The sequence below is a fragment of the Bradyrhizobium murdochi genome (genome assembly GCF_000472965.1).
Classification (GTDB): Bacteria; Pseudomonadota; Alphaproteobacteria; order Rhizobiales; family Xanthobacteraceae; genus Bradyrhizobium; species Bradyrhizobium murdochi.
On sequence record NZ_AXAU01000002.1, the window covers coordinates 247,428 to 265,985 of the forward strand.

Consider the following 18,558-nt stretch of genomic DNA (forward strand, 5'->3'; position numbering starts at 1 on the left):
GTTCACTGCCCCGCCGCGATCAGATCCTGGAGCTCATCGGCATCGAACTCCTGCTCGATCAGCCTGATCGACACGACGCGCGCGAATGACGCGAGGTCGGGATGAACGAACAGATCCGAAACCGGGATCGACACGCCGATCTCCTGCGACACCCGGCTGAGCACCCGCACCGCCAGCAGTGAGTGTCCCCCGAGCTCGAAGAAGTGATCGTTGCGTCCGATCTGCTCGACGCCGAGCAGTTCGGCCCAGATCTTCGCCAGCGCGATCTCGATTTCGTCCTCGGGCGCCTCATAGAAGCGGCGTGCCTGACCATCCTCATGCGGCGGCGGCAAGGCGCGACGGTCGATCTTGCCATTTGATGTCAGCGGCAACTGCTCGAGCACCACGATCGTCGATGGCACCATGTAATCAGGCAGAATAGCCGACACCGCATCGCGCAAGCCGCCGCCGTCAAGCGTCGGCTCGCCGCTGGCATAGGCGATCAACTGACGGCCGGTTCGGCTTTCGCGCGTCACCACGGCGGCGGCGCGCACGCCGCGCTGTTCGAGCAGGCGCGCCTCGATCTCTCCCAATTCGATCCGGAAGCCGCGGATCTTCACTTGCTGGTCCGCGCGGCCGACATAGTCGATCACGCCGTCCGCCCGCCACCGCGCAAGATCGCCGGTCCGGTAGAGACGCGCGCCGTCGCCACCGAACGGATCCGGGATAAACCGTTCCGCCGTCAGCGCGCCCCGGTTCAGATAGCCTCGCGCCAATCCAACACCGCCGATGAACAGCTCGCCGGTAACGCCAACGGGCACGATGTTGAGATCGGCGTCGAGGATATGGGCGGACCTGATGCCAACGGGCCGTCCGATCGGCGCCGGCTGGCCCGGCGTCAACGCGGCGGCGTCGACGGGCCACGCTGTTGGCGCAATCACCGTTTCGGTCGGGCCGTAGGCGTTGACCAGAAGATCTATGTCGGCGGCCTGGCGGAGCGCTTTGATTCCATTATCCGACCAGGCCTCGCCGCCGACAATGCAGGCCCTGATCGCAAGCCGGCGCCCGCTCTGCCGCAACGCGGCGCTCAATTGGTCCGCATAGGCCGGCGGCAGAAAGATCGTGGAGACCGAGTTTCTCGCAATCTCTTCGACGAGGTCGTCGATCAATAGACCTGGCCTGGACGGCAGCACGAGCGAGCCACCTGTCATCAGCGGCACCAGCCAGCGCTCGTGGGCAATGTCGAAATTGATCGAGGCCGACTGGAATTCCCGGTCGCGCGGAGTCATGCGGTACAACCGGCCGACTGCTTCGCAATGCATGGCCAGCGGACCATGCGTCACAGCCACGCCCTTCGGCGTTCCGGTCGAACCCGACGTGTAGATGACGTAGGCCAGACTATCCGGATGAATCTCGACGTTCAGATTGGCTCTATCTTCGCCGACGGGCAGTTGCGGCTCGTCGATGCACCAGGCCTCGACACCGGTCTCGCGCAGCACCGGCGCGAGAGGTTCGAGCAGCGCGCTTTGCGTCAATACCAGTGTCGCCGCGCTGTCGCGCAGCATGTAGGCGAGCCGCTCGGCCGGGTAGTCCGGATCGAGGGGGAGAAAGGCGCCGCCTGCTTTCAGAACGGCCAGCAGCGCGACCATCATTTCCGGGCTGCGCGTCAAGGCGATGCCGGTAAGGCGATCCGGACCTGCGCCCCAGTGACGAAGCCGCCGCGCGAGCTGGTTGGCCCGGGCGTTCAACTCGCCATAGCTCAGGCGCTGGTCGCCCCACGCAATCGCAAGGGCAGAAGGCGCCCGCGCGGCTTGCGCCTCGATATGCGCGACGACGCCGACATATGAAGTACCTGTCGCCAAACGGCCGGCATTGCTCCATTCCACAATTCGCCGGGCCTCATCACCGGCGGATAGTCCGAGCTCGCCGATCGGTCGCTCCGCATTGGCGGCGATCCGCTCCAGCAATCCATGCAGGATGTCCCGGAGGCGCCGGATGGCAACCTCATCAAAGCGGGCGCGGTCGTAATTGAACTCGAGATCGAGCCGTTTGCTTCCGGCAAACACGGCAACGGCCAGCGCATAATTTGTCGGCGTCACATGTTGCACTCGCCCCAGGCGTGGGCCGCTCTCCCCCGTTCGCCGCAGCGCCTCATCGATCGGATAGTTTTCGAACACCAGAATGCTGTCGAACAGCGTCTGTCCAGCCTGGCCGGCGAGGCGCTGGATTTCGTAGAGCGGCGTCCAGCCATGCTCGCGCAAGGCCAGGTTCTGCTCCTGCAACTGACGCAGCCACTCACCAACTCGCGCTTGCGGGCTCGGTGCGTCGACAATCGACAACGTGTTGATGAAGAGGCCCACCATCTCCTCGGAGCCCGGCAGGTCTGCCGGACGGCCCGACACGGTCACCCCGAAACAGACTGCGGCCTGCCCCGAATGCCGTCGCAGCAACTGCGCCCACGCCGCCTGAACGAGCGTATTGAGCGTCACCCGCTCGCGTTTCGCAAATGCCTTCAGCCGTTCGGTCAACTCCGCATTCAAAGCGAGTGCAATGCTGGCGTGTCCTTCTTCCTCCGATGGCTTGTTGTTCGTGGCCGGCGCATTCGCCAGCAAGGTCGGCGCTTCGAGCCCTGCCAAAGCGTCGCGCCAGAATTTTTCGGCGCCTGCGTGATCGCGGCCCTGCAGCCATGCGATGTAGTCGCGATAGCTGCCCTGTACGGCTGGCAGTGTGCCCCCGCTCGCATGCCGAAACACTTCCGCAACCAGCCGCGCCGAGCTCCAGCCGTCGACAAAGATGTGGTGGTGGGTCCAGATCAGCCAGTGACGCTTGTCGTCGAGCCGGATCAACCGCACCCGCTGCAACGGCGGCTGAGAGACGTCAAAGCCGTTCTCGCGCTCCCGCCGAGATACTTCCGCCAGCGCGGCATCCAGTTCAGCGTGTCCGCCACCATTGCGTTCCAGCGCTGCCGCGTGGCTGCGCCAATCCTCTTCGACGAACGGCACCGTCACGTGACGGTGCACAACCTGCTGGGCCGCGCCTGACACGTGTTGCCAGACAAAGCCAGTCCGCAAGGCGGCGTGCCGGTCACTCACCGCTTGCCACGCGGCTCGAAGCTTGTCGGCCTCGAAGCCGAACAGCTCGAGCCCAATCTGGTTCACATAGGCATCCTTGTCGCCATCCCGGACCGCGTGGAACAGCATGCCATGCTGCATCGGCGAAAGCGGATAAATGTCCTCGATGCCGCGAAGATCGAAAATCGTCGCCAACCGATCAAGATCGGCCTGGTCGAGCCCGGACAACGCGAAGTCCGAAGGCGTGAGACCAACGGCTCCACTGCAGCAATGCGCCACCAGCTCCCGCAGGGCCGTTTCATAAAACTTCGCCAGCCGCTCGACCGTCTCTCGCCGATAGCGCTTGCGTCCATACCCGAAGGACAAGTGCAGATGCCCCTCGCGCACCAACCCGATGATGTTCAGCCATCCCCGCAAGGGAGCAGTCGCGCTGCGAGACGCACCCGCGCTCTCAGGCGCAAATCCGAACAGCGAGGAAGCCCCCACGCTGCCGTCGAACCGGCCGAGATAGTTGAAGACGATCTGCGGTTCCGCCAGTTGCGCCAGGGCGTTGCGCTGATCCTCGGAGCCGAGATAGCGCAACACGCCATAACCAAGCCCGCGGTTCGGAACCGCGCGAAGTTTCTCCTTGATGGTCTTGATCAGGGAGGCGTCGTCGTTCGACCCACCTTGCAGCCGCACCGGGAAGGCCGTCGTGAACCAGCCGACCGTCCGGAAAACATCCGCGCCGGGAAAAATGTCTTCGCGGCCGTGGCCCTCGAGCTCGACCGTCACATCGTCGCGTTGGCTCCAGCGCGACACGGCACGCGCCAGGCTCGCCAGTATCAGATCGTTGACCTGCGTCCGATAGGCGGAGGGCGCATCCTGCAGCAGGTTTGACGTCACTTCGGTATCGAACACCAGCGACACCTCTTCGCCGTCACCGACCCGATCGACGCCGCCATGATCATCGTCGCTTGGCAGGCTTGGGCCCGCCGCACAATCGAGCCAGAACGGCAGTTCGTCAGCAAGCTCCCCGGTCGTCGCGTAGGAACGCAACCGCTCGCCCCAGGACGCATAGGGCTCGCTCTTCGGCGGCAGCGTCACGGCGGCGTCTCTCTTCAACTGGTCGTACGCCGAGGCCAGGTCTTCGAGCAGGACCCGCCAGGATACGCCGTCGACAACCAGATGATGGATCACGATCAGCAGCCGCTGGCTGCCGTCCGCAAGGTCCATCGCCACCGCACGCAGCAACGGGCCCGAGGACAGCGACAGGCTTTCCTGTGCGGCCGATGCGAGCGCGGTGATCTGTGTCGCATCTCCGACATCGGTGTGGATCCACAGCAACTCCGACGGCGATGGCGGCGTGCCCTGCACCGCGCGCCACGCGCCGTCCACCTGCGCGAACTGCAGGCGCAACGCTTCGTGATGATCGACGATCGTCGTCAGCGCACGCCGCAGCGTCTCCCAGTCCATCCGCGTTTGCGGGACCAGCAATACCGCCTGATTCCAATGGTTCCGGTTGCCGATGTCTTCGCCGAAAAAGCGCGCCTGAATCGGCAGCAAATGACGCATGCCGGTTGCCGCAGCGGTCGATACCTTTGCGGCTGAACTCTCCTTTCTTGCCGCAGGTGCTGTAGCCAAACCCGCCACGGTCTGCTGCCCGAACACCTGCTTCGGCGTCAGGCGAATGCCGCGCTTGCGCAAGCGGGCGATGATCTGCAGGCTGAGAATGGAATCGCCGCCAAGCTCGAAAAAATTGTCGTTGCGGCCGATGCGCTCGCGACCGAGCACCTCACGCCACACCGCCGCAATCTGTTCTTCGGTGTCTCCCAGCGGCGCGGAATAGTTCGTGGCGACCGCGTCTCCCACCGGCTCCGGCAGCGCCTTGCGGTCGACCTTGCCGTTTGGCGTCAGCCGCAGCCGCTGCAGAACAATGATGTGCGACGGCACCATGTATTCCGGAACCACCGCGGCCAATTGCTGCTTGATCACATCCGGCTCCGGCGTGGCGTCCATCGCTGGCACACAGTAGGCAACGAGTTCCTGGCGTTCGGCGCTGTCGCCGATGGCGCGTGCGACAACAACCGCGTCGTTGATCCCCTGCAGCGCCTTGATCGCGCGCCCGACTTCGCCAAGCTCGATGCGATAGCCGCGTAGCTTGATCTGATCATCGCCACGGCCGAGGAATATCAGCCGGCCTGCCCGATCGCAGCGAACGCGATCGCCGGTGCGATATAGCCGCTCTCCGGCCGGCCCAAACGGGTCCGGAATGAAGCGCTCGGCGGTCAAGCCAGCCCCGCCACGATAGCCCCGCGCGACGCCGGCGCCGCCAATATAGAGTTCGCCGGATACGCCGATCGGCACTTCGTTCAGCGCATCATCCAGAACGTGCGCGCGCAGATTGGCAAGCGGCAAGCCAATGGGAACCGAACCCGTCTCGCCTTCAGGCTCACATTCATGCGTAACCGCGCCAACTGTCGTTTCCGTCGGCCCGTAGTGATTCAGAATTCGGCATTGCGGCCGCAACTGCCGGATCTCGTTCAGCAGCGCGGGATCGCTGGCCTCGCCACCGAGGATCAGCGTATCGCTCGGCAGGAGATCGGCCGAGCGTGACGCCTTCAGCAGCCCCCGCAGATGGCTGGGCACGATCTTGAGAACTCCGACGTCGCCGTCCCGCATGGCTTTCGCGAACGCATCCGCATCGAACACCACTTCGGGCGGCAGCAGATGCAGCGTCGCGCCGGAAGCGAGCGCGCCGAACAGGACGGTGTGACCGAGATCCGCCGCCACCGTCGAGACCATCGCCATGTTCGCCATCGGCTGTGGCTGCAGGCGCTCTAGCAGGGCCTGCACGTAGTTGGCCAACGCGCCGTGCGAGACGGCGACGCCCTTCGGCGTCCCGGTCGATCCGGAGGTATAGATGACGTAAGCGGTCTGCGCCGGGTGAATCACATTGTCGAGCGGTACGCCCGAAGTATCCCCGCGCGCAGCTTCGGTGTCGCCATCGAGCACCGTACAATCAAGTGCAAGCGCTTCCGCCAGCTTCTCTCCGGCAGCCAGCACGATTTCGATGCCGCCATCCTTCAGGATGCGCCTGATACGCTCCAGCGGCCATTTCGGATCGAGCGGCACATAGGCGCCACCAGCCTTCAGCACACCAAGGAGGGCGACAACAAAGGCCGGCGAGCGCTCAATCCACAGCGCAACCGGCACCTCGCGCGTCACGCCCTTGCTGGCGAGCATGTGAGCGATGCGGTTCGATTTCCGCTCCAGCTCAGCGAATGTCAGCGTCTCGCTGTCGCACCGGATGGCAATCGCGGCATGGCGATCGGCGGTCGACGCGCGATGAAGACCGACCACATCGGTGAATCCGAACACGGTGGCCTCGCTCGGCACCACCTGCCGGTTCGCATCGTCGATGACAAAGTCGGAAATCCGCCGTTCCGCGTTTTCCGCGATCTGGCGCAGCATCGACCCGAATTGTGTAGCCAGTCGCGCGATCGTCGGGGAATCGAACAGATCGGTGGAGTAGTTGAATGTCGCCTTCATGCCGCTGGCGCCATCGACGACATCAAGCGCGAGATCGAAATGCGAACCCGCGAGGTCCATGATGTCGATCTCGGCGGTGAGCCCTGCGACGCCGTCGAACCCGCGCGGCGCCGTCATGTAGTTGAACTTGGCCTGGAACAGCGGATTGTGCCCACCGCTTCGTTCAGGGCGCAGCCCGTCGACCAGCAATTCGAACGGCAGATCCTGATGCGACAGCGCCTCGATCACCGCGTCCTTGACCTGCTGCAGCAGGTTCGGGAAGCTTGCGCCATCGGCAATCTCGGCCCGCAGCACCAGCGTGTTGACGAAGCAGCCAATCAGCCGCTCGAGCTGGGCGTGACGACGCCCCGCGACCGGCACGCCGACGCGCAAATCGCTCTGCCCCGTATAGCGATACAACAGCGCCTGATATGCACCGAGCAGCAGCATGAAGACGCTGACGCGATATTTTGCGGCGATCTCCCGCAATCGAGCGGCCAGCGCGCCGTCGATGGCAAGACCGACCGTATCGCCGGCATGGCTTTGCGTTGCCAGACGCGGCCGATCATGGGGCAGAGCCAGCACGGGGTGCGCGTCACCCAGCTTCGCACGCCAATAGGCGAGCTGCCGATCTCCCTCGCCACAAGCGAGCCAGTTTCGTTGCCAGACTGCGAAATCCGCATATTGCATCATCGGCACCGGCGGCCGGCCTGCGTCCTGCCCGGTAACGTTGCGGTAGAGTCCCGCCAGCTCTTCGAGCATCACGTCGAGCGACCATCCATCGACGACGATGTGATGAGCAAGCAGCAGCAATTCGTGCGCATCATCTGCGAACTGAAGCAACACCGCCCGCAATAGCGGCCCATTGACAAGGTCGAACGGTTTTCCGAGTTCGGACCGCCTGACCTCCGCCGCATGCTCGGCGGAAAGCCCCCGGAGATCCTGGTGCCTGATACCGACGCCGAGGACGTCGTGGATAACCTGCCTTGCGCGACCATCCGTTGCGACGAATGTGGTGCGCAGCACCTCATGACGTTGAACGATTTCCGCAATCGCCTGCGACAAGGCGGTATGGTCGAGCTTTCCCTTGAGCCGGATCGTGCTCGCGACCGTATAGGCCGTACCATTAGGGTCCAGATTCCAGAGAAACCACAGCCGCTCTTGCGCATGCGACAGGGTCGCGCGGTCGGCCGGCGCTGCCCGCTGGATCGGAGGAAGCGCCCTCTTCGCGCCGTCGCGCAACATGGCGTCGATATGGTCTGCGAATGCGGCAAGCTTCGGCGCGTCGAAAAAGCTGCGCAGTTCCAGCTCGACGCCGAAGCGTTCGCGCAGCGCCGCAGCGATCTGCCCCGCCGCGATCGAGTTTCCGCCCAGCACGAAGAAATCGTCCTCGCGATGCACCGCCTGGACGGCAAGCGCCTCGCACCAGATCGACGCCAACGCGCGCTCGGTGTCGGTCGCGGGCGCGTTCAGCATCGCGCCATCGCGGCGTCGCCCTCGCTCAAACACCATAAAACTGTCGAGCGTGTTGTTGGCCCAGCCGGCGGCACAGGCGGAGCGCTGCAGTTTTCCGCTCGTCGTCAGCGGCATCGCTTGCGGATTCAACAGGACGATCACAGCCGGATATTCCTGCGCCTGCCGTAGCACGGCCTCGCCGATTCCCTGGGCGAGAGCCTCGGGACGCTCGCGCTTGAGAACGGTACGGCTGAACTCTGCCGCGACGCCGATGCTTTCCCGCCCATCGATCTCGACCGCAAACGCGGCAACCCGTCCGCTACGGACGGATTCGACTTCGGCTTCGACCGCCTGCTCGACGTCAGTCGGATATACATTCTGGCCGCGAACGATCAGCAGGTCCTTGAGCCGGCCCGTCACGATCAGCGTGCCGTCCTTGACGAAACCGAGATCTCCGGTACGCAGCCAGCGCATGCCATCGCGCTCGACGAAGGCTTTTTGCGTGGCTTCGGGATTGTTCCAGTATCCGAGCGCGACACTCGGGCCGGCGACCCAGATCTCGCCGACTTCGTCGACCTGCGCCGCAGCCGACCCATCGATGCGCATGATGCGCGTGACGTGACCCGCGACCGTCCCGCCGCACGCCACGAGCTCGCTGCCTTGGTCGGCGGTTGCGACGCGCCCTGCCGCAAGCGCCGCCGTATCGAGCGTATGGCTGACCGTCTCGGTGGTGAGCTCACCGGCCGTCACCAGCAGCGTCGCCTCGGCCAGACCGTAACAGGCGGTCAACGCACATCGATTGAACCCCGCCCGCTCGAATCTATCTCCGAACCTGCGCAGTGTGGTTTGGCGCACAAATTCCGAGCCGGAGAATGCAAACTTCCAGCGGCTGAGGTCGAGCCGGTCGATCGTTTCGTCGGAAATGCGGTCGGCACACAGCGCGAAGGCAAAGTCGGGTCCACCGCTCATCGTGCCGCCGTGACGATCGATGGCTTCAAGCCAGCGTCGCGGCCGCTTGAGAAAATTGCGTGGCGACATCAGGACGGCGGTAAAGCCGGTAAACAGCGGATTCAACAACCCGCCGATCAATCCCATGTCGTGATAGAGCGGCAGCCAACTCACGAAGACGTCGTCGAGTGTTCCCGCGGCCACGGCCTCGATGGCCTTCTCATTGGCCGTCAGGTTCGCGTGCGAGACGCAGACGCCTTTCGGGTGCGAGGTCGATCCGGACGTGTACTGCAGGAACGCAATCGCATCTGCCTCCGGCCTCGTCTCGCGCCACTCTGCCGCGAATGCCGCCGGTATCGCATCCACCGCAACGATCTCTAGGTTCGCCAGCTCGGGAAGTGCCGTTTCCACCGCACCAACCAGCGCGGTTTCGGTCAGTATGAAGCGAGGCGCAGCATCACGCAGAATGCCGTTGAGGCGTCCTGCATAGCGCTCAGTGCCGCCCTCCGGCGGATAGGCCGGGACGGCGATCACACCCGAATACAGGCACGCATAGAATGCCACGGCATAGTCGAGACCGCTGGGCAGCAGGATCACCGCGCGCTCACCCGCGTCGCCCAACTGCTGCAACCGGGCTGCGACGGATCGAATCCGGGCGTCGAGACCGGCAAAGGTCAACTCGTCGGCGACGCCGTCTCCCTCCAGGAAGCGCAACGCGATCGCGTCCGGACGTAACGCGGCGTGGCACCGTAGTCGTTCGACGAGGTTGTCTTTGTACATCTTTTCGAATCCAGTCCGCGCTCGACCTATTCCCACCGCCCGAAAATGCCGATCAGCCCTGCCGATGCGCTTCCGCCATCGCAACGATCACCTTGCGCGGCCCCTTGAACGGCGCGCGCGCATGCGCGGTGAGCATGTTGTCAAGCATCACCACATCGCCGGCCTGCCAGGGAAAGCTGATCTTGTGGGTTTCGAGAACGTTGCGCACGGTGGCGAGCGTCTCGTCGTCGATCGGCGAACCGTCGCCGTAGAAGACGTTGCGCGGCAATTCAGTCTCGTCGCCGACCACGTCGAGCAAGCTCTCGCGCACCTCCGGCTCGAGGTTGGAGACGTGAAACAAATGGGCCTGATTGAACCAGACCCACTCTCCCGTCACCGGATGCTGTGCCGTCCCCTGACATATCTGGCGCGTGCGAAGCTCGCCGTCATCCTTCCATTCGCATTCGATGTCGTGCCCGGCGCAGTAGGCCTCGACCTCCGACCTGGACTCGGTGCCGAACACCTGCTGCCAGTCGACGTCGAGCCCATTGCCGTAGTTTCGCACATACATCACGCCCTTCTCGGCGAAACGCTCCCGAACGGCCTGTGGCATGTCGCGATAGATCGCGCGGCTGTCAGCGATCGGCGTCTCGCCGCCCTCCTGCGCCGGCTGCATGCAATAGAACCAGATCTTCATCGGCCAATCGCGCGTATAGGCCTGCTCGTTGTGCAGCGGGATGTGCTGGTGCGGCGGGTATTCCGTGGAGGTGTAGACGCCGGAGGTAACCTGCGAGCGCGGCGTCGATCCGAACTCGTAAGTGAGCAGCGGGTGACCGAAATCGGCCGCGAACGCCCGGAACGCGTCAGGGCCGTCGAGCGAGAAATCGCGAAACACGATGCCGCCGCAATCCGTCAAATGCCGGTCGATGGTGTCGCGCAGCATAGGAAGCGCTGCGCCGAGCGGCTGCCCGGCCTTGTCGGCCTTCAGCAGCAATGGAAGAGTTTTGCCTTCAATGAGTGGCTGGACGGAGAATACGCTCATGATCCTCGCTCCGATGCGAACCAATCGATCGCCCCGACCGTCGGGCCAGGGCCGATGCGATCAGGTCGAGCAGTTCGGCTTGCTGCGTGTGAATGAAGAAGTGATGGCCCGGCAGCATGTCGAGCGTGAATTCCGCCGACGTTTCCTGCCGCCAGGCCTGTAGCGATTCACGGCTGGTCTCGTCGTCGGCGCCGCCGAAGACGTGCATGGGACACGACAACGGATGCCGCCGCCGATAGACATAGGCGCCGCACATCAAAAAATCGGCGCGGAGCACCGGCAATGCCGACCGCATCAGCTCGGCATTCGACAACGCCTCATCCGGCGTGCCCTGCAGATCGCGCAGCTCCCGCAGCAACGCCTCGTCGCTCAATGGCAGGCGCCACTTGCTGCCGTCTCGAACGGCCGGCGCCTCGGCGCCGGAGGCAAAGAGAATCGCCGGCGCGGGCGCGCCGCGATCACGCAGGAAATGCGCGAGCTCGAATGCAATCAATGCGCCGAGGCTATGTCCAAACAGCGCATATGGCGCATCAAGCTGCGCGTGAAGTTCTGCAGCGAGCTGCCACGCCAGCGCGTGCGGGTCGGTCGCCAGCGGTTCGTCCATGCGTGCGCCGCGCCCGGGCCACTCCACCGGCCGGACATCGATCCATGACGGCAACAGCCTGCGCCACCGTGCATAGAGCATGGCGCTGCCGCCGGAATAAGGCAGACAAAGAAGCCGCATCGGAAGACAAGGCTCCGTTGTTAGGCCGACTTCTGCGGTGCCGTCTCGTCCATGAATTTTCGGAGCGTTAGCGGGCGCATGTCGGTCCACACCTGCTCGATGTGTTCAAGGCATTCCTTCTTGCTGCCCGTCTTGCCCACCGCTTTCCAGCCGTTCGGAATTGCCTTGAACGTCGGCCAGATGGAGAATAGCTCTTCGTGATTGATGACGACGGTGAAGGTGACGTCGTCTCTGTCGAACACCATCATGGTTCGGTCCCTTCTAAGAAACGAAAGCAATGGCGTGTTGACTAGGTCAGAAGCAAATGATGGTCAAAGCAATATCGTCGCCGAAGTTTTTAATAGCTCCAAGTTGGCGATAGCGTGACACGATGCAACCTCCGCGCTTGCGAGCTGGCGCGCATGAAAAGTGACTGATTGGCAAAACGATACGCAGTTTCTTGCAATTCTAACTCGCCAGGCGGGAACCTTTTTGATTTTCGAAATCGCGCACCCGAAATCGCGCATCCAACGTCTGACGATTTTCATCGCATTGTCATCAATTTCGATGAGTCAGTTTTGCGACACCATCCGATCAAAGAAATGCCGCCGCGGATGAGATCCGCGGCGGCACGAATTGCAGGTGATGCGAACGGCGTAGCGTTCAGAAGTTGAACTCCGTCGACACCAGATAAGTGCGCGGGGCAGCAAGCGTGATCACGCCGCTGTAGGCCGAAGCCCAATACGCCTTGTTGAAGACGTTCTCGACGCCGGCGCGTATCACGATCGGCTTGCCGTTCCATGGCGACGTGAACGTATACCTGGCGCCGAGATCGACGCGGGTCCACTCCGGTATCGAGAGAGTGTTTGTTACGTTGACATACTGCGGGGCGGTATAGATGACCCTTCCCGTAAGAGTAAGCCCGCTGACGAACGGGGTATCCCACTCCGCGCCGATGTTGGCGGTGACCGCCGGAACGCCGATCGCCTTTTTACCATCGTTGGTCCCGTTTTCGGTCTTTTCCTGCACACCATCGATCAAAGCAGCGCCACCGAGCAACCGGATGTCGGGCGTAATCTCGCCGAACACATTTATTTCCGCACCGCGGTTGCGTTGCCTGCCGTTGAGTTCGCGGGAAGGCAGAGGGAAGCCTGGCACCGTGATAACGCTCGGCTGCGTGATGTCGAACCAGCTCAGGGTCGTGGTAAAGCGACCCGTGTCGATCTTCACTCCGGTTTCAACCTGAGTGGTCTTGCTGGGCGGAAACACCGTGCCGGCGTTTTGGAAGGTGCCCGTCACCACCACCGGCGTCTGAAGTCCTTCAATATAGTTTGCGTAAAGCGAGATATTCTCGACCGGCTTGACCAAAAGGGCGTAAGCCGGGGTCCACAAGGATGTTTCCTCGTAAGGCCGGCTCGGATTCGCCGGCGTCGGGAGAAAGTTCGTCAACTCGCTTCCGGCCGTCTGGCGGCGAACACCGACCGTCAACTGGACGCGGTTGTTCAGGATTGACATGGTGTCGGAAACGCCGACGCTCTTCAGTTGGACATTGGTCGTCTGACTGGCAGACAACGTCGTGAAGTTGGGCTTGGGAATATTGGTCGGCTCGTTATAGAGATTCCAGAATATCACGTCGGCGAGAGGGTTATTCGAACGCGTCCGGACCTGCTGATTATAGGTTCGGTCGTTGATGGCGTAGTTGACGTTCAGCGCGTGATTGACGGGGCCCGTGTCTACCGTTGCACGAAGGCCCGCCACACCTGCGAGCGTCTCGAACGTCTCCTTGCCGGTAAGCGGTCGCGACCACAGGCCTCCCAACTGGAATGTCGCTGGTATCGCTGGATTAGGCGCCAGGAGACCCGGCACAGCATTGGAGATGTTGGGCGAAGGATAGGCATAGTTGATATTGCTGTCGTGATAACCAAAGGCCGCGTAGGCAGTCATCCAGTCGGTGACATCAACTTCGCCTCTTACAGTCGAGAAGAAGTCCGTTGGCGCATAATAGGCCCAAGGAACCTGGAAATTATGCCCGGCTTTCGGCGGCGGAGGAATGATAGTTGTGGTGGCAGGGACGGTAAAGAACCGCAACGGCGGATTGAGGTTGTCGGCCTGATAACCGACATCAACCTCCATGCGCGCGTTCTCGCCGCGATAGTCTAGTCCCAAGTGGACGTTGCCGAATTCGTCGGTCTGACGATTCCATGGCGTATTGCCGTTTGAATAGGTGCTGTTGAGTCTGACACCCCACTCCTTGTGCTCGCCATAACGTCGGCTGACGTCGATATGCTCGCCGAACTGCGACTTCGACACATAGGTTCCGGTGATGCGGGTGATATCCACATCGGGCGCGTGCTTGGTGATGAGATTCACGGTGCCGCCGACTGCGCCGCCGCTGGTGACGCCCTGACCGCCTACCGTCATGCCATTGAGCAGAGCACTAGGACCTTTGAGAACTTCAACCCGCTCGATGAAGTTTGCGCCCGTGGAATAGTACGGCGCGATCCCTGCAAGGCCGTTCAGGAGATAGTCGCCGCTATCGAGATAGAAGCCGCGAATGAACAGAGTGTCGGCGCCGCCACCGGCTGCCTGAACCACGCGAACCGAGGGATCATTCGCGAGCACGTCACGTATCGTGCGAGCCTGCTGGTTTGCAATCAGCTCCGCCGTGTAGCTCGTCTGGTTGAACGGCGTATCCATTACACCGCGATTGCCTAGAAGGCCCAGGCCCCCGCCCGTCGCCACCTGTCCACCAGCATAGGGCGCGGGCAGTGCGCCGATAGTTCCAGTCGAAGGCGTCGCATACGGGACCGGCTCCACCCGACGCGGCGCCGGCGCAGCGACGCGCCGTTGCACGCGCGACGTCGACGTTTGCGTTCTCCGTGCGGGGGCGGGCCGCGCGCGTTGCTGGCTCGGAGCATCGACGGTGACGGGCGGCAAGTTCTGCGCGAAGGCGCTCGAGCCGCCGGCAAAATCCAGAGAGAGCGCAAGATAGCTCACCGCTCCCAGCGAAACAGCGCGCATAACATTTCTGGCAGCGACACGATGCGTCATACTTCCACCCCAAAAGCCCAAAAGCAGGTTCCGGCTCGTTCTAACTTCTGAGGTGGAAACGGCGAGTAGAAGCCATCTAAGGTAACGAAGCGTGCACATAACGGATCGCGTTAGTGGCGATGAGGCAACACCTCACACATTTCGAAGCGTTCTAAGCCGCATGGAATTTTTAAGCGTTCTAATTTTTGTGAGCTGAACGCGAAGTCGAATGAAGCGATCGACCGAGTCGTGACGCTTTGTTGTGCAGCGAAATCTGCAAATTGATTCGCGCCACATCAGCCCAGCAGATTGCGCAACGCGCGGATGAAGACGCGCGAGCCGACTTCGATCAACTCGTCCGGAAAATCATAGTCCGGCGCATGCAGGCCGGCATGATCCACGCCTGCACCCAGGAAAAACATCGCGGACTTCGCTTTTCGGTTGAACAGGCCGAAATCCTCAGAGCCGCGCAGCGGCAGCCCCCGCGCGGAGTGCGCGATGCCTTCGGCGTCAAGCGCGTTCTTCAGATGAATGACGGCCTCCGGCGCGTTCATGCAGTGAGCGAAGACGTCGCGATAGGCGATCTCCACTTTCAGCCGCTCGTCTTCCGCAACGCGCCGAACCAGATTCTCAGCTTGCATGCGGATGCTTTCCATCTTGGCATCCGTCAGCGTTCTCAGCGTCAACCAAAGCTCGGCATGACCCGGCGAGATACCAACGTGGTCACAACCGTGACCAGCAGTGCAAGTACCGCGGTACTGCCCAGTGCGGTGATGTCTCGCACAACGTCAAGCAACCATGGCGGTCCGATTGGCCGCGACAAGTCGGACGCGTGGCGAAAGACGACCATCAACCAACGGTCGAACGCGATAGGCTCTCCTTCGGTCACTTTCAGTGCGATGAACGCAAAACCGAACAGAAGAACGGCGACGAACAAGGTCGGAGCCCAAGACCTCAGATGCCTGGCAGCATTCTGCGATTCAGTTGTTCTCATCTTGGTCGCCTCCGGGGAGTTCAACTTCCATCAATCTCCAAAGATACGAAGTGAGGTTTGGCGGCGAAGCGAGCATTGGCAATGCGGATAATGCGCTTTGTCAAAAATCCACCCCTGATCGGGTGTCGGTATCGGGCTCTCTCTACAAAGCGGAAATCGTCTTCACGAATATTGCCTTCAGGTCTTCTGATAAGGAGCCATTGGCGATGACGTCATTGCTCATTGCTTTCCCTGTGCCGGAAATGGCAGCACCGAGGATAGCCTGTGGCATTTTGCCCTGACGCGGTGATTTAAAATGTCACCCGGTCTGGGCTATCGAGTGCAGCTCATTGACGAGCACGCGCATGTTCTCGCTGTAGTCCACGGGCACTACGACGAGATGGACGCCGCCTTCCGCGAAAGCCGCTCCCAGCGTCGTCGCGAGTTCCGAGACTTTGCCGACGCGGGAGCCCTTGGCGCCATATGACTTCGCATAAGCCACAAAATCAGGATTACCGAAGTCGAGACTGAAGTCGGAAAATCCGTCGACTTCCTGCTTCCATCGGATCATACCGTAGGCACGATCCTCGAGCACGAGCACGACGAGATTCAATTTGAGCCGCACGGCCGTCTCAAGCTCCTGCGAATTCATCATGAAGCCGCCATCACCGCAGACGGCGAGCACGCGCCTGTCCGGATAGATCAGCGACGCTGCGATCGCCGAAGGAAGACCCGCCCCCATGGTCGCGAGCGCGTTGTCGAGCAGCAGCGTGTTGGCGACGCTGGTGCGATAGTTGCGGGCGAACCAGATCTTGTACATGCCGTTGTCGAGGGCAACGATGCCGTCCGGCGGGATGATTTGACGGACGTCGTGCACGATGCGCTGCGGCGTCAGAGGAAACCGATCCTCCGTCGACCGCTCGGCGAGGTGGGCAAGGATCCCCTCCCGCAAACCCAGCAATGCCTGACCATTGGGGAGCTTGCCTTCGAGGCGATCGGCCAGGCTTGCTAGGCTCGCGCCGACGTCGCCGACGACCTCCGCCTGCGGGAAGTATACCTGTTCCACCGTCGCCGGCGTGGCGCCGACATGGATAACCTGCGGTCCATCATGACCCATCAGGAAAGGCGGCTTCTCGACGGTGTCGTGGCCAATCGAAATAATCAGATCGGCCTGGTCGATGGCCTCGTGAACCCAATCCCGCTCCGACAGCGCAGCCGTGCCAATATAGAGATTGGAGCCGGCATTGACCGCGCCCTTCCCCATCTGGGTGTTGAAGAATGGAATCCTGCATCGTCGCACGAACGCCGACAGCGGCTCGGCGAGATGCGGGCGGCTCGCCGCGGCGCCCAGCATGACGAGCGGCCTGCTGGCGCCCATGATCATGGCTGCGGCGCGCTCGATGGCCGCTGTAGGCGCGACCGGAAGCTCGACGACATGCGGGGGAATGATGTCGGCCGCGGCTTCGTCGGCCGCGATATCCTCGGGTAGTTCGAGATGCACGGGGCCCGGCCGCTCCTGCTGCGCGACCCGGAAGGCGTCGCGAACCAGGGTCGGAATACTCTGCGCGGAGACGATCTGCGTCGCCATCTTGGTGAGCGGCCGCATGGTCGCAACGATGTCGACGATTTGGAAGCGCGCCTGGCGGCTGCTTCGGATCGCCTTCTGTCCTGTAATCATGACCATCGGCATCGCGCCCAAATGCGCGTAGGCCGCAGCCGTCGTCAAATTGAGCGCACCGGGACCCAGCGTCGTCAGGCAGACGCCCGCGCGCCCGGTGAGGCGCCCGTAGGTGGCCGCCATGAAACCGGCAGCCTGTTCGTGCCGTGTCAATACCAGCTTGATCTTCGAGCGCCGCAGCGACTCCAGCACGTCGAGATTCTCCTCGCCGGGAATGGCGAAGATGTAGCCGACGCCCTCGCTCTCAAGGGCGGCCACCAGCAGATCGGAGGCTTTTGTCACGCGGCCGAAACTCCGCTCGCTCCTGTTGCAGCTTTCTCCGCCCGACGCGGCAGTGTCCATTCCAACCGAACGAAGTGACAGGTGTAGCCGTCAGGATATTTTTCCAAATAATCCTGATGCTCAGGCTCGGCCTCCCAGAAAGGTCCGGCAGGAGCCACCTCGGTGACAACCTTGCCCGGCCAAAGGCCGGAAGCATCGACATCGGCGATGGTGTCTTCCGCGATCCGCTTCTGCGCGTCGCTGGTATAGAAGATGGCCGACCGGTAGCTCGCGCCCCGGTCATTACCCTGGCGGTTCAGCGTCGACGGATCATGGATCTGAAAAAAGAACTCCAGCAGCTTGCGATAGCTGATGGTCTGCGGATCGAAGGTGATCTCAATCGCTTCGGCGTGATTGCCGTGCTTGCGATAGGTCGCGTTTGGCACCTCGCCGCCGGTATAGCCGACCCTGGTTGAAATCACGCCGGGATAGCGGCGTAGCAGATCCTGCACCCCCCAGAAGCAGCCGCCAGCCAGGACGGCGCGTTCCGTCGAAACTGTCATGTCCGTCCTCCCTGGATGATACGCTGCGGGCGTCGCTCCCGAACTCTATCAAGGACGCATAATGAGGCCGAACGATGAAGAAGCGCAATGATCCAGAACGTCTGCTTTGACCCATTGCGGAAGCGCCTCTCCTCAGCGGCGTCTAACCGAATTCGGTTTGGCGCTGGCGGTGATCAATGATGCGCTGCTCTCGACTGTATTCGATCAATTCGCGCATCATTCCGCGGCTGGTTGCCGATGGTTCGATCGGAGCCCCGAGCTTGGACGTCCCCGCCTTCCGACGTCCTTGAGGCACGCGGCGCGTCGGTTTGTTCCTCGTCCGCAAGTGGCGAAGGTGGTTGGTTGATCTTCGCCGCGATTGCCGAGGAAACGCCGGTGCAGCTTTTCGCCCTGGTCGAAAATAATGTTGAGCAGCCAGCCTGCGATTGGTCGCGCGATCGCACGAAACGGTTTGACGATGATGAAACCGCCTTTGACATTTTCGATCGGGAAGGCCAATGCGTTGATCAGCGTATAAGCGGAAACGTGCCGGTAATTTTCCGCCAACTGCTCGGTGTTCATCAGCATCTGGATGGCAGGTTTATCG

At 62.3% G+C, this 18,558-nt stretch carries 11 protein-coding genes; 1 reads left to right on the forward strand and 10 read right to left on the reverse strand.

Annotation, left to right across the window (positions count from 1 at the left end):
• Positions 1 to 2: 2 nt before the first annotated feature.
• The 7 genes from YUO_RS0108550 to YUO_RS0108580 form a co-directional block, all read right to left on the reverse strand.
• Positions 3 to 9,743: a non-ribosomal peptide synthetase gene (locus YUO_RS0108550; RefSeq protein ID WP_028346872.1), complete on the reverse strand. Its 9,741-nt coding sequence runs from the start codon at positions 9,741 to 9,743 to the stop codon at positions 3 to 5.
• A 52-nt stretch (positions 9,744 to 9,795) separates the two neighbouring features.
• Complete coding sequence (locus YUO_RS0108555; RefSeq protein ID WP_028346873.1) at positions 9,796 to 10,764, reverse strand: TauD/TfdA family dioxygenase; 969 nt, start codon at positions 10,762 to 10,764, stop codon at positions 9,796 to 9,798.
• On the reverse strand, positions 10,733 to 11,488 hold the full coding sequence (locus YUO_RS40240; RefSeq protein ID WP_083754529.1) for a thioesterase II family protein: 756 nt from the start codon (positions 11,486 to 11,488) through the stop codon (positions 10,733 to 10,735). Before YUO_RS40240 ends, YUO_RS0108555 begins: the two co-directional genes overlap by 32 nt.
• A 20-nt stretch (positions 11,489 to 11,508) precedes the next feature.
• Positions 11,509 to 11,736: an MbtH family protein gene (locus tag YUO_RS0108565; RefSeq protein WP_028346874.1), complete on the reverse strand. Its 228-nt coding sequence runs from the start codon at positions 11,734 to 11,736 to the stop codon at positions 11,509 to 11,511.
• Between the two features lie 394 nt (positions 11,737 to 12,130).
• On the reverse strand, positions 12,131 to 14,488 hold the full coding sequence (locus YUO_RS0108570; protein WP_235782660.1) for a TonB-dependent receptor: 2,358 nt from the start codon (positions 14,486 to 14,488) through the stop codon (positions 12,131 to 12,133).
• Between the two features lie 305 nt (positions 14,489 to 14,793).
• Complete coding sequence (locus YUO_RS0108575; protein ID WP_156908579.1) at positions 14,794 to 15,153, reverse strand: M20/M25/M40 family metallo-hydrolase; 360 nt, start codon at positions 15,151 to 15,153, stop codon at positions 14,794 to 14,796.
• A 26-nt stretch (positions 15,154 to 15,179) separates the two neighbouring features.
• On the reverse strand, positions 15,180 to 15,491 hold the full coding sequence (locus YUO_RS0108580) for a hypothetical protein (protein WP_156908548.1): 312 nt from the start codon (positions 15,489 to 15,491) through the stop codon (positions 15,180 to 15,182).
• Between the two features lie 50 nt (positions 15,492 to 15,541).
• On the opposite strand from YUO_RS0108580, the gene YUO_RS46085 reads away from it, so the two are divergent.
• Positions 15,542 to 15,772, forward strand: a complete 231-nt coding sequence (locus YUO_RS46085; RefSeq protein ID WP_156908549.1) for a hypothetical protein — start codon at positions 15,542 to 15,544, stop codon at positions 15,770 to 15,772.
• Positions 15,773 to 15,789: 17 nt separating this feature from the next.
• Here YUO_RS46085 and YUO_RS0108590 read toward each other — a convergent pair whose 3' ends face one another.
• The 3 genes from YUO_RS0108590 to YUO_RS0108600 form a co-directional block, all read right to left on the reverse strand.
• On the reverse strand, positions 15,790 to 17,430 hold the full coding sequence (locus YUO_RS0108590) for an acetolactate synthase large subunit (protein WP_028346878.1): 1,641 nt from the start codon (positions 17,428 to 17,430) through the stop codon (positions 15,790 to 15,792).
• Positions 17,427 to 17,972, reverse strand: coding sequence for a peptide-methionine (S)-S-oxide reductase MsrA (gene msrA / locus YUO_RS0108595; RefSeq protein WP_028346879.1), 546 nt, complete (start codon positions 17,970 to 17,972; stop codon positions 17,427 to 17,429). Before msrA ends, YUO_RS0108590 begins: the two co-directional genes overlap by 4 nt.
• Positions 17,973 to 18,188: 216 nt before the next feature.
• Positions 18,189 to 18,539 carry a hypothetical protein gene (locus YUO_RS0108600; RefSeq protein ID WP_028346880.1) on the reverse strand — a complete coding sequence of 117 codons (351 nt, stop codon included), beginning with the start codon at positions 18,537 to 18,539 and terminating at the stop codon, positions 18,189 to 18,191.
• Between the last annotated feature and the right edge of the window lie 19 nt (positions 18,540 to 18,558).